At 72.9% G+C, this 23,782-nt stretch carries 17 protein-coding genes; 13 read left to right on the plus strand and 4 right to left on the minus strand.

Annotated elements, in window-relative coordinates; translation table 11 throughout:
• Window positions 1–3 precede the first annotated feature (3 nt).
• From AB0B01_RS14110 to AB0B01_RS14145, 8 genes are all read left to right on the plus strand, one after another.
• Window positions 4–1,596, plus strand: a complete 1,593-nt coding sequence (locus AB0B01_RS14110; RefSeq protein ID WP_361717345.1) for an AMP-binding protein — start codon at window positions 4–6, stop codon at window positions 1,594–1,596.
• Window positions 1,596–2,813 (plus strand): FAD-dependent oxidoreductase, encoded by a 1,218-nt coding sequence (locus AB0B01_RS14115; protein ID WP_361717348.1) that lies wholly within the window; start codon window positions 1,596–1,598, stop codon window positions 2,811–2,813. Before AB0B01_RS14110 ends, AB0B01_RS14115 begins: the two co-directional genes overlap by 1 nt.
• A complete protein-coding gene (locus AB0B01_RS14120) occupies window positions 2,810–4,798 on the plus strand; it encodes an FAD/NAD(P)-binding protein (protein WP_361717351.1) in 1,989 nt (662 codons plus the stop codon). The genes AB0B01_RS14115 and AB0B01_RS14120 overlap by 4 nt, the downstream gene beginning before the upstream one ends.
• Window positions 4,795–6,210, plus strand: coding sequence for a 3-carboxy-cis,cis-muconate cycloisomerase (pcaB, locus tag AB0B01_RS14125; RefSeq protein WP_361717354.1), 1,416 nt, complete (start codon window positions 4,795–4,797; stop codon window positions 6,208–6,210). The genes AB0B01_RS14120 and pcaB overlap by 4 nt, the downstream gene beginning before the upstream one ends.
• A 108-nt stretch (window positions 6,211–6,318) precedes the next feature.
• Window positions 6,319–7,707 carry a nitrate/nitrite transporter gene (locus tag AB0B01_RS14130; RefSeq protein ID WP_361717357.1) on the plus strand — a complete coding sequence of 463 codons (1,389 nt, stop codon included), beginning with the start codon at window positions 6,319–6,321 and terminating at the stop codon, window positions 7,705–7,707.
• Window positions 7,700–9,847, plus strand: coding sequence for a molybdopterin oxidoreductase family protein (locus tag AB0B01_RS14135; RefSeq protein ID WP_361717360.1), 2,148 nt, complete (start codon window positions 7,700–7,702; stop codon window positions 9,845–9,847). Before AB0B01_RS14130 ends, AB0B01_RS14135 begins: the two co-directional genes overlap by 8 nt.
• Window positions 9,844–11,265, plus strand: coding sequence for an FAD-dependent oxidoreductase (locus tag AB0B01_RS14140; RefSeq protein WP_361717363.1), 1,422 nt, complete (start codon window positions 9,844–9,846; stop codon window positions 11,263–11,265). Before AB0B01_RS14135 ends, AB0B01_RS14140 begins: the two co-directional genes overlap by 4 nt.
• A complete protein-coding gene (locus tag AB0B01_RS14145) occupies window positions 11,262–12,482 on the plus strand; it encodes an FAD-dependent oxidoreductase (protein ID WP_361717366.1) in 1,221 nt (406 codons plus the stop codon). The genes AB0B01_RS14140 and AB0B01_RS14145 overlap by 4 nt, the downstream gene beginning before the upstream one ends.
• A 65-nt stretch (window positions 12,483–12,547) precedes the next feature.
• On the opposite strand, the gene AB0B01_RS14150 is transcribed toward AB0B01_RS14145, so the two are convergent.
• From AB0B01_RS14150 to AB0B01_RS14165, 4 genes are all read right to left on the minus strand, one after another.
• The gene (locus AB0B01_RS14150) at window positions 12,548–13,759 is read right to left on the minus strand and encodes an acyltransferase (RefSeq protein ID WP_361717369.1); all 1,212 of its coding nucleotides are present in this window, start codon (window positions 13,757–13,759) and stop codon (window positions 12,548–12,550) included.
• A 130-nt stretch (window positions 13,760–13,889) separates the two neighbouring features.
• Window positions 13,890–15,281, minus strand: a complete 1,392-nt coding sequence (locus AB0B01_RS14155) for an aldehyde dehydrogenase family protein (RefSeq protein WP_361717372.1) — start codon at window positions 15,279–15,281, stop codon at window positions 13,890–13,892.
• Window positions 15,281–16,384 (minus strand): AMP-binding protein, encoded by a 1,104-nt coding sequence (locus tag AB0B01_RS14160; protein WP_361717375.1) that lies wholly within the window; start codon window positions 16,382–16,384, stop codon window positions 15,281–15,283. The genes AB0B01_RS14155 and AB0B01_RS14160 overlap by 1 nt, the downstream gene beginning before the upstream one ends.
• Before the next feature lie 102 nt (window positions 16,385–16,486).
• Complete coding sequence (locus AB0B01_RS14165) at window positions 16,487–17,287, minus strand: arylamine N-acetyltransferase (RefSeq protein ID WP_361717378.1); 801 nt, start codon at window positions 17,285–17,287, stop codon at window positions 16,487–16,489.
• 252 nt (window positions 17,288–17,539) lie between these two features.
• Here AB0B01_RS14165 and AB0B01_RS14170 point away from each other — a divergent pair, with 252 nt between their 5' ends.
• The 5 genes from AB0B01_RS14170 to AB0B01_RS14190 all read left to right on the plus strand — a co-directional run bounded on the left by AB0B01_RS14170 (window position 17,540) and on the right by AB0B01_RS14190 (window position 23,424).
• Window positions 17,540–19,207 (plus strand): carboxylesterase family protein, encoded by a 1,668-nt coding sequence (locus AB0B01_RS14170; RefSeq protein WP_361717381.1) that lies wholly within the window; start codon window positions 17,540–17,542, stop codon window positions 19,205–19,207.
• An 80-nt stretch (window positions 19,208–19,287) separates the two neighbouring features.
• Window positions 19,288–20,502, plus strand: a complete 1,215-nt coding sequence (locus AB0B01_RS14175) for an MFS transporter (protein ID WP_361717384.1) — start codon at window positions 19,288–19,290, stop codon at window positions 20,500–20,502.
• Between the two features lie 26 nt (window positions 20,503–20,528).
• Window positions 20,529–21,920, plus strand: coding sequence for an FAD-binding oxidoreductase (locus AB0B01_RS14180; protein WP_361717387.1), 1,392 nt, complete (start codon window positions 20,529–20,531; stop codon window positions 21,918–21,920).
• Complete coding sequence (locus AB0B01_RS14185) at window positions 21,917–22,759, plus strand: arylamine N-acetyltransferase (RefSeq protein ID WP_361717390.1); 843 nt, start codon at window positions 21,917–21,919, stop codon at window positions 22,757–22,759. The genes AB0B01_RS14180 and AB0B01_RS14185 overlap by 4 nt, the downstream gene beginning before the upstream one ends.
• Window positions 22,760–22,938: 179 nt before the next feature.
• On the plus strand, window positions 22,939–23,424 hold the full coding sequence (locus AB0B01_RS14190; protein WP_361717393.1) for a hypothetical protein: 486 nt from the start codon (window positions 22,939–22,941) through the stop codon (window positions 23,422–23,424).
• Window positions 23,425–23,782: the final 358 nt, after the last annotated feature.

Genomic DNA, 23,782 nt, shown 5'->3' on the forward strand with positions numbered 1-23,782 from the left:
ACGATGATTCTCCAGCGCATCGGGAACAAGGGCATCCGGCTCGGAACGCTCTTCGAACGGGCTGCCGCGAAGCACCCGACGAACGTCGTGATCCTCGATCACGACCTCGACATAGCCCCCTCACTGGGGCGCCGCGCGACCGTGGCCGAGGTCGCCGACCTGATCGACGACATGGCCTCCCGACTCTGGGCCGCCGACGTCCGCCCCAGCCGCCGCGTCGTCGTCTACAAGTCCGACGGCTTCGACATCACCCTGCTGGCCTGCGCGGTGGCCCGCATCGGCGCCGTACCGGTGCTGCTGTCGCCGAAGCTCGACGGCGAGACCGTCGCCGAACTCGTACGCCGCACCGACCAGCCCTACCTGATCACCGACCAGAACAAGCTGGAGACCGAGCTGCCCGCCTCGGTCTTCGCGGAGGCCTCGCAGGTGCTGCTGACCTCCGGCAGCTACCAGCAGGCCACCGAACTGGCCTCGCTGGCCGGCGCCCCCCGGGTCCCCGCCGTCACCATGCCGCCCGAGCACCCCACCCTGATCACCCACACCTCGGGCACCACCGGCACCCCGAAGCTGGCCGTGCACACCGGAGCCACCCTGCAGGCCCGCTACCGCCCGCAGGCGACGATCACCAGGCCGCTGCTCCCGGGCCGCGAGACGATCGCCATGCACGTCTCCTTCGTCCACTCGCGGCTGATCACCGCCCTCGCCATCTCCCTCTTCCGCGGCTTCCCCATCGTCGTCCTCGCCGACTCCGACCCCCAGCACGCCGCCGACCTCTTCGCCCGGCTGCGTCCCGGCATCCTGGAGGCCCACCCGAACTCCTTCATGGAGTGGGAGGAACTCGCGGACGACCCGCGCGGCCCCCTGGCCAACGTGAAGCTCTTCAGCAGCACCTTCGACGCCATCCACCCGCGCACCGTGCAACGGCTGCTCGCCGCCACCAAGCGCAAGGGCGCCGTCTTCGGCCAGCTCTACGGGCAGAGCGAGATAGGCCCCGCCGTCGCCCGCTCCTTCTCCAAGCGCCGCGGGCTCGACGCCGACGGCCGCTGCGTGGGCATGCCCTTCCCCGGCATGACCGACGTCCGCGTCGTCAGCCGCAACGGCCTGCCGCCGTCCGAGACCAACCCGGGCTTCATCGAGGTCAGGAGCGACGGCCGGATCGTCACCTACCTCGGCGAGCAGGAACGTTACGACAAGCAGGTCAACGACGGCTGGTGGCGCATGGGCGACGTCGGCTACCGCACCAAGTGGGGCTGCGTGCACCTGCTGGACCGCGAGGTCGACCTGATCGAGGGCTTCGGCTCCACCCTCGCCGCCGAGGACACCCTCTTCACCCGGCTGGAGGAGCTCGCCGAGGTCATCATCATCCCCGACGAGACCGGCCGCGCCGTCCCCGTCGTCTGCACCAAGGACGACAAGCCGCTCGACCCGGAGGCCTGGAAGGCCGCCACCGCCGGCCTCCCCCCGATGGCCGAGCCCGTCCAGTGGCGCCAGTCCGACCTGCCGCAGACGGCCACCACCAAGATCAAGCGGCTGGAGCTCGCCCGGCTGCTCACCGCCGGCGCCCCCTCCCCCGCCGGCATTGAGGAGAAGGTCTGATGTCGAAGCTGATCATCGTCGGCGGCGGAATCGGCGGGCTGGCCACGGCCCTCGCCGTCGCCCGGCAGGGACACCGCGTCCTGGTCCTCGAACGCGCCCCCGAGTTCGCCGAGATCGGCGCCGGCATCCAGCTCGCCCCCAACGGCCTGCACGCGCTCGACCGCCTCGGCCTCGGCGACGCCGTCCGCTCCACCGCCGTACGGATGGACGCCCTGCGGTTCATGGACGGGGTCACCGGCGAGCACGTGGTCAGCATGGACCTGACCGAGCGCTACCGCGAGCGGTTCGGCAACCCGTACGCCGTCGTCCACCGCGCCGAGCTGCACACCACGCTGCTGGAGGCCTGCCGGGCCGAGGAAGCGGTCGAACTGCGCAGCGCCGCCGGCGCCGCCGGCTACGAACAGGACGCGAACGGCGTCACCGTCGTCCTGGAGAACGGCGACCGCATCACGGGCGACGCCCTGATCGGCGCCGACGGCATCCACTCCGCGATCCGCGCCCAACTCGTCGGCGACGGGGCTCCCCGCAACTCCGGGATCACCGTCTACCGCGCCGTCATCCCGATGGAGCAGGTCCCCGAGGAGCTGCGCCACCTGACCTCCGTGACCTGGTGGACCGGGCCCGGCTGCCACTTCGTGCACTACCCGATCGCCGGCGGCAAGTACCTCAACCTCGCGGCCAGCAGCGACAACAAGGCGACCGAGACGCACGCCGGACTCCCCGCCACCCAGGGTGACATCCGCCGCGAGTTCGCCTCCCTCGGCGAGGACGCGCAGCGCCTGCTCGCCCTCGGCGAGGGCTGGAAGTCCTGGGTGCTCGTCGACCGCGACCCGGTCGACACCTGGACCGACGGCCGGGTCGCCCTCCTCGGCGACGCCGCCCACCCGATGCTGCACTACGTGGCGCAGGGCGCCTGCCAGGGCCTGGAGGACGCCGTGATCCTCGGCGACCTGCTCGACTGCTCCACCGGTGAACTCCCGCAGCGCTTCGAGAAGTTCAACGCGGACCGGCGCGAGCGCACCGGACGGATCCAGCTCCTCGCCCGCGAGAGCATCAAGCTCTGGCACACCTCCGGCGCCGCCGCCACCGACCGCAACGCCGCCCTGTCCGCCCTCACCCCCGACCAGCTCCACGACTACGTGGCCTGGATGCACGGCGCCCGCACGACCGACGAGGCCGCCGACGCGGCCACCGACCGGAACGGAGTCCAGCGATGAGCGGCAACCAGGGGCGGATCCAGGTGGCCATCATCGGCGCCGGACCGCGCGGTCTCTCCGTACTGGAGCGCCTGTGCGCCAACGAGCGGCGCAGCCCGGCCCACAGCGCGGTCACCGTCCACGTGGTGGACCCCTCGGCTCCCGGCGCCGGCCAGGTCTGGCGCCCCGACCAGTCCCAGCACCTGCTGATGAACACGGTCGCCTCGCAGATCACCGTCTACACCGACGACAGCGTCCGCACCGAGGGCCCGATCGAGCCCGGTCCCAGCCTGTACGAGTGGGCCCAGGACATCGCCGGGAGCGGCGACGCCGACGCGGCGACCCTCGCGGAGGCCCGCCGCCTGGGACCGAACACCTACCCCACCCGCGCCTTCTACGGCAGCTACCTGCGTGCCACCTTCGAGCGCGTCGTCCAGGGCGCCCCGGACCACGTCACGGTCGAGGTGCACCGCTCCCGCGCCGTGGCCATGGCCGACACCCACGGCACGCCCGGCGGCAAGCAGGGCGTCCGGCTGGAGGACGGCACGCGCCTCAACAAGCTCGACGCCATCGTGATGGCGCAGGGCCACGTACCCGCCCGGCTGACCCCCCGCGAGGCGAAGACCGCGAGCCTCGCCCGCATCCACCACCTCACCTACATCACGCCCGCCAACCCCGCCGACCTGGACCTGAAGACGGTGAAGCCCGGCGAGAACGTCCTGCTGCGCGGCCTCGGGCTGAACTTCTTCGACCACATGGCGCTCTTCACCGCAGGCCGCGGCGGCGCCTTCGTCCGCGGTGAGGACGGCCGGCTGTCCTACCGGCCTTCGGGCAACGAGCCGGTGATGTACGCCAGTTCCCGGCGCGGCATCCCCTACCACGCCCGCGGCGAGAACGAGAAGGGCGCGTACGGCCGCCACCTGCCGCGACTGCTCACCCCCGAGGCCATCGCCGGCCTGCGTGCCCGCTCCCGGGGCGGCGAGGGCATCAGCTTCTCCGCGGACCTGTGGCCGCTGATCTCCCGCGAGACGGAGAGCGTCTACTACGGCACCCTGCTGGAGACCCGGGGCCGCGGCGGTGAGCGCGAGGGCTTCACCACCCGCTTCCTGTCGCTGGAGGACGAGGAGGACCGGGCCTCCCTTCTGGACGTCTACGGCATCGAGGAGGAGCAGCGCTGGAACTGGGAGAAGCTCTCCCGCCCCTACGGCGACCGGGAGTTCACCAGCCGCGAGGACTTCCGGCGGTGGCTCGTCGCCTACCTGGAGCAGGACGTCGCGGAGGCCCGGGCCGGCAATCTCAGCGGTCCCCTGAAGGCCGCCCTGGACGTCATGCGCGACCTGCGCAACGAGATCCGCCTCGCCGTCGACCACGGCGGTCTGGACGGCGACTCGCACCGCGACGACCTGGAGGGCTGGTACACCCCGCTGAACGCCTTCCTCTCCATCGGCCCGCCGGCCTCCCGCATCGAGGAGATGATCGCCCTGATCGAGGCGGGGGTGCTGGTCCTGACCGGTCCGGGCACCGAGATCCGGGTCGACACCGCCGCCGGCGACCAGGCCACCTTCCTCGCCCGCTCCCGCACCGTCCCGGGCCCGGTGGTCCGCGCCACCGTGCTGATCGAGGCCCGTCTGCCCGAGCCGGACCTGCGGCGTACCGACGACCCGCTGCTGCGTCACCTGCTCGACACCGAGCAGTGCACCACGTACCGGATCGCCGGATCCGACGGCACCAGCTACGAGTCGGGCGGCCTCGCCGTCACCGAGCGCCCGTACCGGCTGCTCGACGCCCGCGGCCGCGCCCACCCGCGCCGCTTCGCGTACGGGGTGCCCACGGAGTCCGTGCACTGGGTCACCGCGGCCGGCATCCGCCCGGGCGTCGACTCGGTCACCCTCGGGGACTCCGACGCGATAGCCCGCTCCGTCCTGGCCCTCCCGGCCGCGACCACGGTCCCCTCCGGGGTCGCCCCGCTGCCGGCCGAGACCGACCTGACCGGGGTCCTGGTATGAGCTCCCTGCCCCGCCAGGACCTCCTGACCGACGCGGGACTGCTCTCGCCGGTACGCGCCGGGACCCCCGCCGAGGAGGCCGTGTCCGACCTGGCCTGGCTCCAGGCCATGCTCGACGCGGAGGCCGCCCTGGCCCGGGCCCAGGCGTCGCTCGACACCCTTCCGAAGGAGGCCGCCGACACCATCACCCGGGCGGCCCGCGCCGACCGGCTCGACCTGCGGGCCCTCGCCCTGGCCGCCCGGGAGACCGCGAACCCGGTGGTCGGCCTGGTGCAGGCGCTGACCCGGGTGGTGGCCGAGGAGGACCCGCGGGCCGCCGAGTACGTGCACCGCGGCTCCACCAGCCAGGACATCCTCGACACCGGCGCCATGCTGGTCGCCGACCGCACGCTGCGGCTCGTCCGGGCCGACCTGCGGCGCACCGCGGCCGCGCTGGGCCGGCTGGCCGGCGAGCACCGGGACACGGCGATGGCGGGGCGGACCCTCGCCCTCCAGGCCGTGCCCACCACCTTCGGGCTGAAGGCGGCCGGCTGGCGGCAGCTGGTGCTGGACGCGGACGAGCGGCTGGCCCGGGTCCAGGAGGGCGGCCTGCCGGTGTCGCTCGGCGGGGCGGCCGGCACGCTGGCCGGATACCTGGAGTACGCCCGCCTCGACGACGCCGGCGGCCGGCCCGAGCCCGGGGTGTACCTGGACCGGCTGGAGGAAGCCTTCGCCGCCGAGACCGGACTCGCCCGGCCCGCCCTGCCCTGGCACGTACTGCGCACGCCGATGGCAGACCTCGCCGCGGCCCTCGCCTTCACCGCGGGCGCCCTCGGCAAGATCGCCGTCGACGTGCAGAACCTGTCCCGCACCGAGGTCGCCGAGGTCGCCGAACCCGCCGTGGCCGGCCGCGGGAGCTCCTCGGCCATGCCCCACAAGCGCAATCCGGTCCTGAGCACCCTGCTGCGCAGCGCCGCCCTCCAAGTGCCGGTGCTCGCCACCGGGCTGGTGCAGTGCCTGGTCTCCGAGGACGAGCGCTCGGCCGGTGCCTGGCACGCCGAGTGGCAGCTGCTGCGCGAATGCCTGCGCCTCGCCGGGGGCGCCGCCCACACCGCGGTCGAACTCGCCGAGGGCCTGGAGGCGCGGCCCGGGCGGATGCACGCCAACCTGCTGCTGACCGGCAGCCGGATCGTCTCCGAGCGGATCGCGGCCGTGCTCGCACCGCAGTTGGGCAAGACGGCGGCGAAGCAGCTGCTGACCCGGGTGTCGGCCGTGGCCGAGGAGAGCGGGCGCCCGCTGCACGAACTGCTCGCCGGGGAGCCGGTACTCGACGGGCACTGGAGCACGGAGGAGCTGGTGGCGCTGTGCGACCCGGCGACGTACACCGGCGGCGCGGGCGCGCTGGTGGACCGGGCGCTGACTCGGGGGGTCTGACCGACTCGGGGGGTCTGACCGACTCGGGGGGTCTGACCCATTGAGTCAGACTGAACTGAACTGTATAGTTCAGGAAGTCGACCCACCCGAGTAGAAAGCCGAGGAGCCATGACGCCGCCCGCACGGCCCGCCACCGGACGCTGGATCGAGGACTGGGACCCGGAGAACGAGGAGTTCTGGCAGCGTTCCGGCAAGCGGACCGCCCGCCGCAACCTGATCCTCTCGGTCCTCTCCGAGCACATCGGCTTCTCCGTGTGGAGCATGTGGTCGGTCCTGGTGCTCTTCATGTCACCCGCGATCGGCCTGGGCTTCACCCCCTCGCAGAAGTTCCTGCTCGTCGTCGTTCCCACCCTCGTCGGCGCGGCCCTGCGCCTGCCCTACAGCTACGCGGTCACCCGCTTCGGCGGCCGCAACTGGACCGTGTTCGCCTCGGCGGTCCTGCTCGTCCCCACCCTCGCCGCCTTCTTCTTCGTGCAGCGCCCGGGCACCCCGCTGTGGGTGTTCCTGCTGATCGGCGCGGCCGGCGGCGTCGGGGGCGGGAACTTCGCCTCCTCGATGACCAACATCACCGCCCTGTTCCCGCAGCGCCTGCAGGGCTGGGCCCTCGGCATCAACGCGGGCGGCGGGAACCTCGGGGTCGCCGCGATCCAGCTGATCGGCCTGCTGGTGATCGCCACCGCGGGCAGCACCCACCCCGCGTACGTCATCGCCGTCTACCTCCCGCTGATCGCCCTGGCCTCGCTGCTCGCGGCGCTGAAGATGGACAACTTCACCGCCGTGCGCAGCGCGCCGGGCGCCCAGCGCGAGGCCGCCCGCAACCCGCACACCTGGTGGATCTCCCTGCTCTACGTCGGCACCTTCGGCTCGTTCATCGGCTACGGCTTCGCCTTCGGCCTGGTCCTGCAGAGCCAGTTCGGCGCCACCCCGCTCCAGTCCGCCTCCCACACCTTCCTCGGGCCGCTGCTCGGCTCGCTGTTCCGGCCGGTGGGCGGGCTGCTGGCCGACCGGTGGGGCGGGGCGCGGGTCACCCTCGTGACGTTCTGCGCGATGGCCGCGGGGACCGGGGTACTGCTGGTGGCCTCCGTGCAGGGCTCGTACGGGCTGTTCATCGCCGGCTTCACCGCCCTGTTCGTGCTGACCGGCACGGGCAACGGCTCGACCTACAAGATGATCCCCGCCGCCTTTGCCCGGCAGGCGCAGGACGCGGTCACCTCGGGCCACGACGCGGCCGAGGCCTTCGCGCGGGCCCGCAGGCTCTCCGGCGCGGTGATCGGCATCGCGGGCGCGGTCGGCGCGCTCGGCGGAGTCGGCGTCAACCTGGCCTTCCGCAGCGCCTACAGCGGCCCCTCGGCCTCCGGTGAGCCCGCCTTCCTCGCCTTCCTCGGCTTCTACCTGGTGTGCGTACTGGTCACCTGGGCGGTCTACCTGCGCCGGCGTCCGGGCGGGTCCGCCGCCGCGGACGCCGCGCCGGTCCGTGCGGAGGCCTCCCGTGTCTGAGCACGCCGAGACCACCGCCGCCGTCGCCCTCGCCGGCGCCGAGGTCGCCACGGCCGCCGAGGTCACCGAGGTCGCCACCCACTGCCCCTACTGCGCGCTCCAGTGCGGCACCCGGCTCGCCCACGGCGGGGGCCGCACGACGGTCCGACCCGCGCAGTTCCCGGTGAACCAGGGCGGGCTGTGCCAGAAGGGCTGGACGGCGGCCGCCCTGCTCGACACCCCCGGACGCCTGACGCAGCCCCTGGTGCGCGGCTCCGACGGCCGACTCGCCCCCGCCACCTGGGAGGCGGCCCTCGACACGATCGCGGGCCGGCTGCGGGAGATCCGCGCCGCGCACGGACCGGACGCGGTCGGCGTGTTCGGCGGAGGCGGGCTCACCAACGAAAAGGCCTACCAGCTGGGCAAGTTCGCCCGGGTCGCGCTCGGCACCAGCCAGATCGACTACAACGGCCGGTTCTGCATGTCCTCCGCGGCCGCCGCCGGCATCGCCGCCTTCGGACTCGACCGGGGCCTGCCCTTCCCCGTCACCGACCTCGGGTCCGCCGAGGTGATCCTGCTCGCCGGGGCCAACCCGGCCGAGACGATGCCGCCGCTGATGCGCCACCTGAGCGGCGCGCAGCTGATCGTCATCGACCCGCGCCGCACCCCGACCGCCGAGACCGCCGCCCTGCACCTCCAGCCGGCCCCCGGCACCGACCTCGCCCTCGCCTTGGGCCTGCTGCACCTCGCCGTCACCGAAGGCCACACCGACCACGGCTACCTGAACAAGCGGACCACCGGCTTCGAGGCCGCCTGGAAGCGGGCCGCCGCCTGGTGGCCCGAGCGGGTGGAGCGCGTCACCGGGGTCCCCGTCGCCGAGATGCGCGAGGCCGTGCGACTGCTGGCGGGCGCGCAGCGGGCGTACGTCCTGACCGGGCGCGGCGCCGAACAGCACAGCAAGGGCACCGACACGGTCGCCGCCTTCATCAACCTCGCCCTCACCCTCGGCCTGCCCGGCCGCGAGGGCAGCGGCTACGGCTGCCTGACCGGCCAGGGCAACGGCCAGGGCGGCCGCGAACACGGCCAGAAGGCCGACCAGCTGCCCGGCTACCGGATGCTGGCCGATCCCTCCGCGCGCGCCCATGTCGCCGCCGTGTGGGGGGTGTCGCCGGACGAGCTGCCGGGCCCCGGGCGCAGCGCGTACGAACTCCTCGACGCGCTCGGCACGGACGGCGGCCCGCGCGCCCTGCTCGTCTTCGGCTCGAACCCGGTCGTCTCCGCGCCCCGCGCCGCCCGGATCGCCGACCGGCTGAAGTCGCTGGACCTGCTGGTCGTCGCCGACTTCGTGCCCTCGGAGACCGCCGAACTGGCCGACGTCATCCTGCCCGTCACCCAGTGGGCGGAGGAGGAGGGCACCATGACCAACCTGGAGGGCAGGGTGCTGCGGCGGCGCCGGCTGCTGGCACCGCCCGGAGAGGCCCGCAGCGACCTGGACGTGCTGCACGGCATCGCCGTCAGGCTCGGCCAGGACCCCGGCCGCTTCCCGACCGCGCCCCGCGAGGTCTTCGAGGAGTTGCGCCGGGCCTCGCGCGGAGGAAAGGCCGACTACTCCGGCATCAGCTACGAACGGCTCGACGCGGGCGAGGCCCTGCACTGGCCGTGCCCCGACACGGCGGAGGGCGAGGACGCCCACCCGGGCACGCCCCGCCTGTTCCTCGACGGCTTCGCGCACCCGGACGGGCTGGCCCGCTTCGCCGAGGTCGAGCACCGCGACGCCGCCGAGACCCCCGACGCGGACTTCCCGCTGTACGCCACGACCGGCCGGGTGCTCGCCCATTACCAGTCGGGCGCGCAGACCCGCCGGGTGCCGGAGCTGGCCGCGGCCGCCCCGGAGGCCTTCGTCGAGGTGCACCCGGACACCGCGGAGCGGCACGGGCTGCGCGAGGGGGCCGCGGCCCGGGTGGTCTCGGCGCGCGGCGCCACGCTCGCCCGGGTCCGCCTGGTCGGCTCGCTGCGTACGGACACGGTGTTCCTGCCGTTCCACTTCACCGGGGCCGGCCGGGCCAACCTGATCACCGGTGCCGCCCTCGACCCGCGCAGCAGGATGCCGGAGTTCAAGGTCTGCGCGGTGCGGATAGAGCCGGCGGAGGCCGGACTGTGAGCGCGGGCGAGGTACTGGTCGTAGGCGGCGGACCGGCCGCCCACCGTTTCGTGGAACGGCTGCACCACCACGGCCACCGCGGCCCGGTCACCGTGCTCGGGGCCGAGCCGCAGGCCCCGTACCACCGGGTGCTGCTGGGCTCCGTACTGGACGGCACGCTGGGCCCGGACGCCCTCGCCCTGCCCGCGCTGCCCCCCGGGACGCGCCTGCGCACCGGGGTCACCGTGACCCGCATCGACCGCGCCGGGCGGCGCGTGCACACCGCCGACGGCTCCGTGCACCGGTACGACACGCTGGTGCTGGCCACCGGGGCCCGGCCGGCCGTCCCCCGGATCCCCGGACTGGCCCGGGTGCCGTCCCTGCAGGAGGGGGTGCCGTCCCCGCAGGACGGGGTGGCGGCCCCGCGGACCCTCTCCGATGTCGCCCGTCTGAGCGCCCAGGAGCCGAGCCGGGCGGTGGTGCTGGGCGGCGGGATGCTCGGGGTGGAGGCGGCCGCCGCGCTGCGCCGGGCGGGCCACGAGGTGGCCCTCGTCCACCGCGGTCCGCATCCGCTGGACCGGCACCTGGACACCACCGGGGGCCCGCTCCTGACCCGGCGCCTGCAGGAGCTCGGGGTGGAGGTCCACACCGGGCGGGAGGCGGCCGGGTACTGCTCCGGCAAGCTCACCCTCGACGACGGGCGGGTGCTGGCGGCCGACCTGCTGCTGCTGTGCACCGGCGCCGTCCCGGAGACCTCACTCGCCCGCCGGGCCGGGCTCACCGTCCGCTCCGGCGTGGTGGTGGACGACCTGCTGCGCACCGACGACCCGCGCATCCACGCCATCGGCGACTGCGCCGAACACCCCGCCGACACCGCCGGGCACCTCGAACCGGCGTGGGCGCAGGCCGAGTCGCTGGCCCGGCAGCTGGCCGGCGACCCGGCGCCCCACCCCGGGACCCGGCACATCGCCCGGCTGCGGGTGCCCGGCCTGGACCTGGTCCGGCTGGGAGGTGGCGCGGCGCCCGCGGCGGGCTCGGAGGTGGTCTCCTTCGCAGACGCGGCGCGCGGCCGGTACGCCCGGCTGACCCTGGCCGGCGGGCGGATCACCGGGGCGGTGCTGCTCGGACTGCCGCGGGCCGTCGCCGCCGTGAGCCGGCTCTACGAACAGGACCTGCCGGTGCCGTCCGGGCGGCTGGAGTTCCTCCTCGGCATCGCGCCGGCCGCCCCCGGGAGTGACGGACTGCCCGGCGACGCGGTGGTCTGCCGCTGCAACACCGTCACCAAGCACACCATCACCGAAGCCTGCCGGGCCGGCGCCGCCGATGTGGCGCAGATCGCCGCGGCGACCCGCGCCACCACCGGCTGCGGCGGCTGCACGGACGCCGTGCGCGCGCTGTGCGGCGCCGCGGCCCGCACCGAAGGGAGCAGCACCTCGTGAACCGCACACAGCGCACTCTGGTCGTCGCCGGATACGGCATGGCCGCGCACCGCCTCGTGGAGGAGCTGCGCTCCCTCGACCCCGCCGGAGCCTGGCGGATCGTCGTCCTGGCAGAGGAGCGCCACCCCGCGTACGACCGGGTCGCGCTCTCCTCGTACCTCGACGGCAGGAGCGCGGCCGACCTGACCCTGGCGGCCCCCGGCTTCCTGGACGACCCGCTGCTCGACCTGCGGCTGAGCACCCCGGTGGCCTCGGTGGACCGGGCGGCGCGCTCGGTGGTCACCGCCTCCGGCGAGGTGGTGGGCTACGACGCCCTGGTGCTGGCCACCGGCTCGCGGCCGTTCGTCCCGCCGGTGCCGGGGCACGACCTGCCGGGCTGCCATGTGTACCGCTGCCTCGACGACCTCGACGCGATCCGCGAGGCCGCCGTACCGGGCCGCCCCGGCGTGGTGATCGGCGGCGGGCTGCTGGGCCTGGAGGCCGCGAACGCGCTGCGGCTGCTCGGCATGGAGCCGCACGTGGTGGAGCTCGCCCCGCGGCTGATGCCCGTACAGGTGGACGCGGCCGGCGGTGGGGTGCTCGGGCGGCGCGTCGGGGAGCAGGGGCTGAGGGTGCACTGCGGTACGGCGACGGCGGCGGTCGAGGCGGGACCGGACGGCCGGGCCGCCGCGGTGGCCCTGGCCGACGGTACGTCCCTGGAGGCGGCCGTGGTGGTGTTCTCGGCGGGGGTGCGGCCCCGGGACGAACTGGCCGGTCCGGCGGGCCTGGCCACGGGCGGGCGCGGCGGATTCCTGGTGGACGGGCTGTGCCGGACCGGGGACGAGCGGATCTGGGCGATCGGCGAGTGCGCGGCGGTGGAAGGGTGCTGCCACGGGCTGGCCGCGCCGGGCTACCGGATGGCCTCCTCGGTCGCCCGGCAGCTGCTGGACCTGCCCGCGGAGCCGTTCGGGGAGGCGGACCTGTCGACCCGGCTGAAGCTGCTCGGGGTGGAGGTGGCGAGCTTCGGCGACGCCCAGGCGAGCAGCGAGGGGGCGGTGGAGCTGAGCCGCCTGGACGAGGCGGCGGGCACGTACGCGAAGCTGGTGCTGGCCGCGGACTGCCACACCCTGCTCGGCGGGATCCTGGTCGGCGACGCCCGCGCCTACGGCGAGATACGGCCGTTCGTGGGCCGTGGCCTGCCGGCCGCGGGACACCGGCTGCTGGCTCCCGCGACATGAAGGGGCCGCCCGCCGGGGCGTGGGGTTCCCGGAGGGCGGCTCGTGGAGCGGGTCGGTGCGCTGCGTCAGACGGTTTCGAGGGTGCGGCCCTCGGCCTCCGGCGAAGCGCCGGCGCGGGCGGCTTCGGCGCGCGCGGCCTTGGCCGCCCTGGCCTTGCGGGAACTGGAGAACCGGCGGGTGATCGGCGCCTCCACCCAGGCGTACAGCGCCCAGGCCAGCAGGACGGCGACGACGATCTGGCCGGCGATCAGCGCGATGCCGACCGGCGTCGAGAACAGCTGGTCGCCCAGGAGGGAGCGGGAGTACGCCAGCACGATGTAGTGCAGCAGGTAGAAGGCGAAGGAGATCTCGCCGAGCCAGATCATGAACCGGCTCTTGAACGGCGTCGGCTTGCCCTCGGCGTCCCTGGAGGCGACGGCCGCGATCAGCAGCACGATCGGGATGAGCGTGACCGAGCGCTGGCCGTACAGGTGCGGCACGTACATGGCGACGGCGTAGCTGACGGCCAGCAGCAGCGCCGACCAGGTCATGCCGATGTTGCGCCAGCGGCCCGCCATCACGGCGCGCGCGACCAGGATGCCGAGGGCGAAGTCCAGCAGCCGGACGGGCGGCAGGACGTACGCGAACCAGTACTGCACCGTCGAGGTGCCCTCGGCGCCGGGCATCTGCATGCCGGTGTTCTCGATGACCGCATAGGTCAGCGTCGGGGTGAGGAGGACGGCGGCCACGACACCGGCGATCCAGTACTTCAGCCGGGCCGGCGCGATCTTCTTGACCAGCAGGAACAGCACCGGGAACGAGAGGTAGAAGACCGCCTCCGCGCCGAGGGACCAGCTCGGCGGGTCCACGCTGAAGTTGGTGGCGAAGTCGGGCACCCACACCTGGAGCATGAGCAGGTTGACCACGGCCTGCCAGGGCTTCGTCATGACGGCCGCGAAGGTGACCAGGGCGAGCGCCCAGGTGATCACGTAGTTCGGGTAGATCTTGACGAAGCGGCGGCGCCAGAAGGCCCGCATCGTGTCCTGGTCCCGGGCCGACCAGGTCAGGACGAAGCCGCTGAGCACGAAGAAGAACGTGACGCCGAGGGCGCCCGCCTGCGAGGCGTACTTCGCGAAGGCGTTGTTGGCCGAGTCCTCCTGGAACAGCCTGATCCACGGGACGCCGAGGGAGGCGTGGAAGAAGAAGACCAGCAGGGCCGCGGGGAAGCGCAGACCGGTCAGGGAGTCGAGCCTGGGCGCTCTCGCGGGTCTGGAAGTGCCCGTTCCGTTCATGGGCATGACAAAAATGCTCCTTGGTGAGTGACGGGATGCGTGCGGAATCGAGGGACGGGATGAGCAGCGCGGGCCCGGTCCGGGGCGCTGTGCACGCCCCGGACCGGACCCACCGGGCCTTGCGGCGGGAAGGGACTCAGTCGCGGATGACGGTCTTGGTCCGCATCAGGAACTCGCCGAGGTAGCCGTCGTGCGGAACCCCCGGACGGATCCAGTACGTCGGGTGGTCGCCGAGGTAGACGTTGCTGATGGTGGGCTCCGCGATCAGCTCGTCGATCAGCGCCTCGTCGTCCGTGAAGGCCGTCAGCACCAGGGAGTTGCGCAGCGGCCCGATCCCGTCGGCCGGCGACCACGGGGCCACCCACACGCAGGGGAAGGGCAGCTCGATGCCGGCCTGTTCGGCGTCCGGCCGCTCCAGCTGGTGCACGGCCGGGCGCAGCACGGCGCTGCCGTCGCCGAGCTCCTCGACGATGCCGTCGCCGCCGAGGTGTGCCGTGGTCCCCGCCGCCTTGGCGAGCAGGAACTTCTCGATGGCCCGCGCCCCCTCCACCGGCTGCACCGCGAGGACGGCCTTCTCGTCCTCCGGGGGCAGGCTGGGGATGGTGGCGAGCCGCTCGGCGATGGCCTGCGCGAGCGGGGCCGGGTCGCCGTCGACGAGCACGGTGGTGGCGTTGATGCAGGCCACACCACCCTGGTGGCTGATGGAGTCCACGATGGTGTCGAGGTGGTCGCGCCAGTCGACGCCGGCGGGGATCAGCATCTTGGAGCGGCCGGGACCCTGCGGGAGCACGTTGGTGCCCGCGTACTTGCGCACGACGTCGTCGCCGCCGTAGACGAGGCCGAAGTCGGCGCTGCGCAGGATCTCGTCCGCCGCGTCGTAGTCCGTGGGCAGCAGCACGACCTGGTCGTTGCCGAAGCCCGCGGCCCGCAGCGCCGAGATCAGCCGGTGCGGGGTGAAGGGCTCGCGGCGCGAGGGCCGTACGGCGACCCGGTAGCCGAGCGCGAGGGCCTCGACCCACAGGGAGTGCGGTCCGGGGTGGTTGCCGGCCGCGTGCACCGCGAACACGTCGCCGCGACGGGTCCACACCGCGCTGCCGTTCCGGGTGCCGTCGGCACGCCAGTCCTCCACCGCGCCGGCCGGCCGCGCCTGGTAGGCGGCGAACCGGGACAGCTCGGTGGCCTCGATGATGGCGGCGGTCGCGGCCCGTACGACACCGAGCGGCACCCCGGAGACCCGGGCGACCGTGCGCTCGTACTCCGCGAACGACAGGCCGTCGATGGTCTCCTCGGCGAAGATCTTCCCGGCCCGGGCCAGTGCGGCGGTCCGCTCGTCGAGCGGGAGCGTGCGGGCCTTGCGCAGGGCGTCCATCGCCCGGGTCACGAACAGCTTGGGAACCAGGCTGAGTTCGGCGGCCGGGGCGCCCGTCACATCGGTGACGGTCATCCGCTTGCGCGCGCGGAAGGGCCCGGCCGGCCCGAGCGCGTCCAGCGTGATCAGACCGGCGCTCCCGGCGCTCCCGGCGCTCATTAGTAGACCCCTTCGATGACGGTCTCGTTGTCGAACTCCTGGACCGGGGCGATGTCCGCCACGGAGTCGCCGAGCTGCCAGACGCCCTCGGGCGCGGGCACGCGGGTCGCGTAGTCGCGCTCCAGGTTGTTCGGCATGAACAGGCTCTTGCTGACGTGGTGCATCACGACCTGGCCGCGCTCGCCGTACGGGACGGTCTGGCGCGTCTCGGGGTCGACCACGTCGAAGACCATGTGCGGGGAGAACGGGTCGTAGATGCACGGGTCGTCGTCGGTCAGGCCCGGGCGCTCGCTCGCATTGCCGAGGATCATCGTGGAGCCGTAGCCGCTGTAGAGGTGCGCCTTGGGGAAGACCTCGGTGCGGTACAGGTAGCGGGTGTCGGCGTCCATCTGGGTGCCGACCCAGTTGATCGCCTTGACCTTGTCGTCGATGAGCTTGGCGAGGTCCTCGCGGCGCGCGAGCCGCTCCAGGACCGGCGGGGTGCACATCAGGACACCGATGTCCTGCGTCTGGAGCAGGAAGGCCACCTGGTCGACGATGTGCTCCGCGTAGGCGCCCGCCTCGGCGGTCTTGCCCTCGGAGATGAGCTTCTTGACCCAGCGCGGGTCGAGGTCGACGGTGAAGGCGAGGCCGCCGCGGAAGGCGGTCTGACGCTTGATCACGTCACCGACCATGTGCGGGCCGGTCGGGGCGACGACGAGCCAGTTCACGTTCTGCGGGACGCCGTGGCGGTCCAGCTGCGCGCTGCTCCAGGCGAGCAGCCGGTCCAGCCACTCCTGGAGCAGGACGATGCGCTTGGGGGCGCCGGTCGTGCCGCCGCTCTCGTAGACGCCCACGACCTCGGGGTGTTCCCCGTAGCCGCGCGGTATGAGGTCCTCGGCGCGTACGTGGCGCAGTTCGTTCGCGAGGTTCGGGAACTTGGCCAGGTCGGCGAATCCGCCGACGTCGGTCAGCGGGTCGAATCCGAGGCTTCCCGCGCGTTCCAGCCAGAACGGCGAACCCGTTTCCGGGGAGAAATGCCAGCGCAGGGCGGCGCGCAGGAATTCGTCGGGGTCCGGCTGGGTGTCGAGTGGAAATTCCAGCAAGGGATCAACGGTGGACACAATGCTCCTTCCGGGTACGGGGTAACGCCGTACTCTTCGCATCGTGCGGGGAGTCCCGTGATCGGGTCCACGCCCTTCCGATGAGTACGTCAACTGTCTGTGTCAGGTCAGCTGGATCCCGACGGTCCGGTTCACGCCACCGCCTTGCGGAAGTTCGTCGAGCATCATTCCGAAGTGGGTGCGATAAGCGGCCAGAACCGCCTCCTCGCCATCGAGTTTCTCGATCGTGCGGACTCCGCCCTCGACCCTGACCAGGCGGTTGTTCTTGAGCGTGACCCGGCCGTCGGCGAGCGGCATGGAGCAGAACAGCTCCTGGAGGAACGGGGAGTCGGGGCTGGTGCGCCACCACCACAGGGTGGGGCCGAAGTCGTCCAGGCGGCAGGGCCGGTCGTCGAGCCGGTACAGCGGCCTGCCGTCGAGCTCCACATCGTGGCCGCCGCCCTGCGCGCGGCTGATCCGGTACTCCCCGTGCGGGTCCCGCTGCACGTCAGAGGTGGTGAGGCGGAGCGGATGGCGGCTGTTGCGGCCGAATCCGGCGTCCACCAGCCAGGGCTCGCCGCCGACGGTCACGCGCACCGCCAGATGGCACATCGCCGGCCCCAGGCCGTCCGGCCGGTACACCCGGCCCGGCAGGATCTCGACGGCGTACCCGAGGGAGGCCAGCAGGACGGCGAAGGCCGAGTTCACCTCGTAGCAGCCGCCGCCGCGGCGCCCGCGCACGATCTTGTCGACGACCTGCTCGCCGAGATGGATCGTCCGGTCCAGGTGGTAGTCGATGTTTTCGAAGGGCACCGACAGGACATGGCGCTCCTGGAGGTGGCGCAGCCCTTCGAGATCCGCCGTGTCCGGCTTCTTCGCGCCGATCCTGTCGAGGTATTCGGCCACTTCCGCTTCGTCCAGCATCGCATTCTCCCTGACGATTCGAACCCGGCAGCGTACGCCGAATGAAAACACGACACCGGCCCGCTTCCGGCCCGAGCTGACGGACAACCGGACACCTGACACAGTGCACTCCCCTTTGTTGCCGCCTTCTTGCGCGGTAACCAGCATCGGATGGTCCAGAGTCATCCGACGCGGCGCATTCGGTTCGAATGGGCAACACCGTGGAGTCGGCGTGACTGACCGCCCGTCGATGACGATGGAGTACTCACGGCCATGTCCCTCTCCGCCGCCACCAGCCCCTCGCCGGAAAACGAGACCGGAATCGAGACCGACGGCCCGGCCGCAGGCGCAGCCGCGGCCGGAGCCGGGACCGTGCTGGTCCACACCGGCGCCGGCGTGGTCGCCGGGCAGCGCGCCGGACGGCTGTCCGTCTTCCGCGGAGTCCCGTACGCCGCCCCGCCGGTCGGCAGGCTGCGCTTCGCCTCGCCGCGCCCGCCCGTCCCGTGGAGCGGCGTACGCGACGCCACCGCCTTCGCTCCCGAGTCGCTCCAGCCGATCATCCCCGGCAGCGGCGAGGACTCCCTCTACGCCAACGTGTGGACGCCCGCCACCGACGGCAGCCGGCCGGTGCTCGTCTACATCCACGGCGGCGGGTGGATGGTCGGCGGCGGCAGTCTGCCCGTCTACGACGGCGCCCGCCTCGCCGACCGCGGCGACCTGGTCGTCGTCACCTTCAACTACCGGCTCGGCGCCCTCGGTTTCGGCCTGCACGAGGAGCTCGCCGACCCGGAGACCGGCGACTTCGCCAACTGGGGCCTCCAGGACCAGGCGGCCCTGCTGCGCTGGGTCCACGCGAACGCGGCGGCCTTCGGCGGCGACCCCGGCAACATCACCGTCGCGGGTACCTCGGCGGGCGGCGCGAGCACCTGGCAGCTCGCGCTCCTGCCCGAACTGGGCCACATCATCCGCCGCATCGTCCCCATCAGCGCCTGCCACGTGTGGGACCCCTCCACCTCGCTGACCCCCGCCGACTCCCGCCAGGCGTACGAGCTGCTCGCGCGCCGGTTCGCCACGACGGTGCCGGGACTGCGCGAGGTGCCCGCCTCCGCGCTGATGGAGGCCTGGGAGGAGCTGTTCGGCGGGCTGCCCGGCGAGCGCGCGGTGGGCAGCGGACGCGAGTTCCGCGGGCCGGTCGTCGACGGCCGCTGGATGAGCGCATTCGACTGGGAACTGCCCACGCCCGAGGTGCCGATCCTGGCCGTGCACACCCGGACCGAGGGCTCCTTCTACACCGGCCCGTGCCCGCCGCAGCCCACCCCGACCCCGCCGCCCACCGACGCGACCGAACTGCGGGAGGCCGTCCGGGGCGTGCTGGAGAAGGGCATGGCCAAGGTCTCGTACGAGCTCGTCGACGCCTGCATCACCGCCTACCGCGAGGCGGCCGAGGCCGACGGGCTGCCGCAGGACCCGCTGTCGCTGTGGACGGAGATCTGGGGCGACGCGCTGTTCCGCTACCAGATCATGCGGCTCTCGGAACGGCACGCCCGCCAGGGCCGCTCCCCGCAGTGGGTCATGGAGTTCGCCCAGCCCGTCCGGGCCCCGCACCACGGCACCCCGCACGAGGCGACCTCGCCGTTCCTCTTCGGCACGTACGCCGACACCGCCGCGATCGCCGCGACCTACCCGGTCCCGGAGAGCACGCCCCTCTTCCACGACGGACCGCAGGAGCGCGCCGTCTCCGAGACCTTCATGGACCTGGTGGCCGCCTTCGCCCGCGACGGCGTGCCCGCCGGTCCCGGTGCCCCCGAGTGGCCGGTCTTCGATCCCGAGCGGCCCAGCACCCTGGTCCTCGGCGGTGAGCGGATCGCACGGACCGCCACCACGTCGAAGCTCCGGCAGCTGCGGTTCTGGGACGAGTCCGGCTGGGTCCCCCGCCCCTGACCTGCTCCGACGGCCGCCCCGACGGCAAACCCGACGCGGCGGCCGCACCCGCCCCCAGAGACACGAATGAGGTTCTTGCCATGGCAACCCTGGAAACAACCGCCGAGACCGCCGCAGAACAGGAGGTGGCGGAGCGGACCCCGCTGAAGGCCTGGTTCGCCGTCGTCTCCGTCGCGGTCGGCATCTTCACCCTGGTCACCGCCGAGCAGCTGCCGATCGGCCTGCTCACCTCCGTCGGCTCCGCCCTGCACGTCTCCGAGGGCACCGCCGGACTCATGGTGACGGTGCCCGGCCTCGTCGCCGCACTGTCCGCGCCGCTGATCCCGGTGCTCGTCGGCCGCCTGGACCGGCGCTTCCTGCTGGTCGGCCTGATGACCGTGATGGCGGTCGCCAACCTGGTCACCGTCCTCGCGCCCAACTTCGGCGTGCTGCTCGCCTCGCGTGTGCTCGTCGGCATCACCATCGGCGGCTTCTGGGCCATCGCGGGCGGTCTCGCCTTCCGCCTGGTCCAGCCCGCGGCGATCCCCCGGGCGACCGCGCTCATCTTCGGCGGCGTCGCCGCCGCCAACGTCCTCGGCGTGCCCACCGGCACCCTGATCGGCGGGCTGGCCGGCTGGCGCACCGCGTTCGCCACGCTCGGCGTCCTCGCCTTCGCGGTGCTCGTCGCCCTGCTGGCCCTGCTGCCGGCGCTGCCCGCCACCGCCCCCGTCGGCGTGCGCGAGCTGATCGGCCAGTTCGCCAACCGCGGCGTGCGGGCCGGCATCATCGCCACCGCCCTCATCGTCACCGGCCACCTGGCCGCGTACACCTACGTCAGCCCGATGCTCCAGCAGGTCTCCGGCATCGACGAGGACCTGATCAGCGTCCTGCTGCTGGGCTTCGGCGTCGCCGGCATCATCGGCAACTTCGTCGCCGGCGCGGCCGTCGCGAAGAACCTGGGCCGCACCATGGCCGTCATCATCGTCGCCCTGGCCGCCGCGATGCTGCTCTTCCCGCTGCTCGGCAAGACCCAGGCCGGCGGCATCGCGCTGCTGGTCCTGTGGGGCCTGGCCTTCGGCGGTGTCTCCGTCAGCCTGCAGACCTGGATGCTGAAGTCCGCGCCCGACGCGATGGAGGCCGCCTCCGCGCTGTGGGTGTCCGTCTTCAACCTCGCCATCGCGCTCGGCGCGCTCGTCGGCGGCCTGATCGTCGACCAGGTGGAGCTGATCACCGTGGCCTGGCTGGGCGGGGTCGTGGTCCTGCTCACCGCGCTCACCCTCCCGAGCCTGCGCAGCTCCGGCAAGGCCGCCCGGTGAGCACCCCGTTACCGAAAGGAACCGCTGTGACCAGCCCCGACTTTTCCGCCCTCGGAGCAGAGCTGCGCGGCCCGCTGCTGCTGCCCGGCACCGACGCCTACAAGGAGGAGACGCTCGGCTTCAACCGGATCCTGCCGGACAGCCGGCCCGCCGCCGTGGTCGTGGCCGACGGCACCGCCGACATCCTCGCCACCGTGCGCTTCGCCACCCGCCACGGCATCGCCGTCGCGGTCCAGGCGACCGGCCACGGCGTCTCGCTGCCCGCCGACGGAGCCGTACTGATCAACACCCGCAACCTCAAGGGCGTACGGATCGACCCGCGCGGGCGCACCGCCCGCGTCGAGCCCGGCGTCCAGTGGAGCCGGGTCATCGAGGAGGCCGCCGCCTTCGGCCTGGCACCGCTCAACGGCGCCTCCCCCGGGGTCGGCGTGGTCTCGTACACCCTCGGCGGCGGCCTCGGCCCGCTGGGCCGCTCGTACGGCTACTCCGCCGACCACGTCAAGAACATCGACCTGGTCACCGCGGACGGCGAACTGCGGCACGTCTCGCCCGAGGAGCACCCGGACCTGTTCTGGGCGCTGCGCGGCGGCAAGGGCAACTTCGGCGTGGTCACCTCCCTTGAGATCGGCCTCTTCCCGGTGGCCCGGCTCTACGGCGGCGGCCTGTTCCTTCCCGGCGAGCACATCGACACGATCCTGCGCACCTGGCGGGACTGGACGCGGACGGTCCCCGACCAGATGCAGTCCTCCATCGCCGTGATGCGCTTCCCCGACATCGACGTGCTCCCGGAGCCGGTCCGCGGCCGCTTCCTCGCGCACATCCGGATCGCGTTCAACGGCTCGAACGAGGAGGGCGAGGCGCTGGTGCGCCCGCTGCGCGAGATCGCCGAGCCGGTGCTCGACACCGTCGCGGACATGCCGTACACGCGGGTCGCCGAGATCAACATGGACCCGACGGTGCCGTTCGTCTACTACGAGCGCTCCACCCGCATCCGCGAGCTCGACGACGCGGCGATCGACACCCTGCTGCCGCTGATCAAGGAGGGCGCCGATGCCGTACGCCCCGGCATCGAACTGCGCCACCTCGGCGGGGCGCTGGGCCGGCAGCCCGAGCACGCCAACGCCCTGCCGCACCGCGAGACCGCGTACACGCTGTTCGCCGGCGCCCCCGTGTGGCCCGAACACATCCAGGACGTGCGGGAGTTCCAGGAGCGGCTGATCGAGACGATGGAGCCCTGGCGCATCGGCGGCCCGTTCCTGAGCTTCATCAGCGCCCTGGAGAGCTCCCCGCAGCACCTGAAGTCGGCGTACGACGAGGAGACGTACGCCCGGCTCGTCACGGTCAAGGACGCGTACGACCCGCAGAACGTGTTCCGCGTGAACCACAACATCCCGCCCACCGGATGGCAGTCCCGATGACACAGGAGACGAAGAAGAACATGCTCAGCGAAGCGATGGTGGACGCGTACCTGGAGCGCATCGGCGCGCGCCGGCCCGAGCGGGCCGACCTGCACGCGCTGCGGCACCTGCAGGAGCGGCACGTGCTGTCGGTTCCGTTCGAGAACATCGACTACCACGTCGAGGGCGCCGAGCTGGGCCTCGAACAGGACTTCCTCTACGACAAGATCGTCACCCGCCGCCGCGGCGGCGGCTGCTACGAGCTGAACCCGTCCTTCGGGCACCTGCTGGAGGCGCTCGGCTTCTCCGTGGAGATCCTGGCCGGCCAGGTCTTCCTCGGCGGCGCCTTCGGCGCCCCGCTGTGCCACCTGGCGCTGCGGGTGCGGCTGGACGGGCAGGACTGGCTGGTCGACGCCGGCTTCGGCAAGAACAGCCGCTTCCCGCTGCAGATCGACTCGGCCGAGGTGCAGAAGGACCCGCACGGGGACTACCGGGTGGTCCGGACCGAGGACGGCTTCGTCCAGGTCGAGCTGAACGGGAACATCCAGTACCGGCTGGACGAACGGCCGGTGCGGATCGGCGACTTCCACCCGACCCTGTGGTGGTACCGCACGGCACCGGACTCGGTGTTCCTGCACAACCTCATCTGCTCGATCCAGAACGAGTCCGGCCGGGTCACCGTCAACGGCCGGGAACTGACGCGCACGGACGCCGGCGGCACCACGACGGTCGAACTGGCCGACGACGCCGCCCTGCGTGCCGCTTACGAGGAGCACTTCGGCATCGTCATCGACCCGGCCGCCATGCCGAAGCAGCCGGACATCGACCCGGCGATCCGCATCGTCATGCAGATCGACTGACCCTTTCATTTATCTCTTCCATTCCCTGCAAAATCCCCGCACCGTACGGTGCGGGGATTTCTGCATTTCCACCCCCGGGGCGACCTGACGAATCGACAACTGGTCCATACCTCCACGGAGAAAGGGGCGGCATCATGGAAGGGAAAGCCGCCCCCATTCCCTTTCAAGGAGAGAATCACATGCTGAAGAGCACCCGTCTCAAGGTCGCCGTATTCGCCGGTGTCGCCGCGCTGGCCACCGCGACGGCCGTCACGGGTTCGGCGTCCGCGGCCGTCGAGGGCGGCAGCAGCTGCTACACCCTGCCGGGCAGCTGGAAGGTCGTCGACGACAACACCCACGACACCTTCCTCGGCAGCTACTACGGCAGCGCGACCGCCACCTCCGGCGTCGTCAACTTCACCTCGCCGAACAACACCACGACCGCCTCGCACGGCGAGTGGAAGCAGACCGGCTGCGGCACCTACTCCGACACCGACACCGCCTTCCTGATCGGCACGGACGGCAAGGCCAACTCCACGATCACCTTCAAGGCCAACATCACGGTGACGGGCCGCAACACCGCCAACTTCGACTTCGCCTTCCAGATCAACAACCTGGACGGCACGTTCGTCACCGGCGGCGCCTCCACCGGCAAGGCCACCCGCATCGCCGTCCAGCCGCGCTAGGCCCCCTCGCACCTCCCCCCTTTCCCCTTCCCCAGCGCCCGTACGGGCCCGGCTCCCCCCGCCGGGCCCGTACGGCTGTTTCGGCGTGCACGCGCGCTGTGCGGGCGCGGCGCGGTGCGCGGCTGTGCGGTGCGCGGCTGTGCGTACGGGAACGCGAGCGGGGCCCGTCACCAGGTGACGGGCCCCGCCGCCGCAGTGTGCGGGGTGAGGGCGGGGGGGGGGCGGGGCGCGCCCGGGCCGCACCCCCCCGCCCGCCCCCCCCCCCCCCCCCCCCCCGGGCCGCCCCCCCCCCCCCCCCCCACGGCCCTGCGTACCGCCACGCTGGTGACGCTGACCCTGTCCCTCGCCTGGTACGTGC

Source organism: Streptomyces sp. NPDC044571 (genome assembly GCF_040647115.1).
Lineage (GTDB): Bacteria > Actinomycetota > Actinomycetes > Streptomycetales > Streptomycetaceae > Streptomyces.

Coding starts and splice junctions, on each gene's coding strand:
- AB0B01_RS14130 (WP_361717357.1), top strand. CDS start 6,319: ATGACGCCGCCCGCACGGCCCGCCACCGGACGCTGGATCGAGGACTGG.
- AB0B01_RS14120 (WP_361717351.1), top strand. CDS start 2,810: ATGAGCGGCAACCAGGGGCGGATCCAGGTGGCCATCATCGGCGCCGGA.
- AB0B01_RS14185 (WP_361717390.1), top strand. CDS start 21,917: ATGACACAGGAGACGAAGAAGAACATGCTCAGCGAAGCGATGGTGGAC.
- AB0B01_RS14110 (WP_361717345.1), top strand. CDS start 4: ATGATTCTCCAGCGCATCGGGAACAAGGGCATCCGGCTCGGAACGCTC.
- AB0B01_RS14155 (WP_361717372.1), bottom strand. CDS start 15,281: ATGAGCGCCGGGAGCGCCGGGAGCGCCGGTCTGATCACGCTGGACGCG.
- AB0B01_RS14165 (WP_361717378.1), bottom strand. CDS start 17,287: ATGCTGGACGAAGCGGAAGTGGCCGAATACCTCGACAGGATCGGCGCG.
- AB0B01_RS14175 (WP_361717384.1), top strand. CDS start 19,288: ATGGCAACCCTGGAAACAACCGCCGAGACCGCCGCAGAACAGGAGGTG.
- AB0B01_RS14115 (WP_361717348.1), top strand. CDS start 1,596: ATGTCGAAGCTGATCATCGTCGGCGGCGGAATCGGCGGGCTGGCCACG.
- pcaB (WP_361717354.1), top strand. CDS start 4,795: ATGAGCTCCCTGCCCCGCCAGGACCTCCTGACCGACGCGGGACTGCTC.
- AB0B01_RS14190 (WP_361717393.1), top strand. CDS start 22,939: ATGCTGAAGAGCACCCGTCTCAAGGTCGCCGTATTCGCCGGTGTCGCC.
- AB0B01_RS14150 (WP_361717369.1), bottom strand. CDS start 13,759: ATGCCCATGAACGGAACGGGCACTTCCAGACCCGCGAGAGCGCCCAGG.
- AB0B01_RS14170 (WP_361717381.1), top strand. CDS start 17,540: ATGTCCCTCTCCGCCGCCACCAGCCCCTCGCCGGAAAACGAGACCGGA.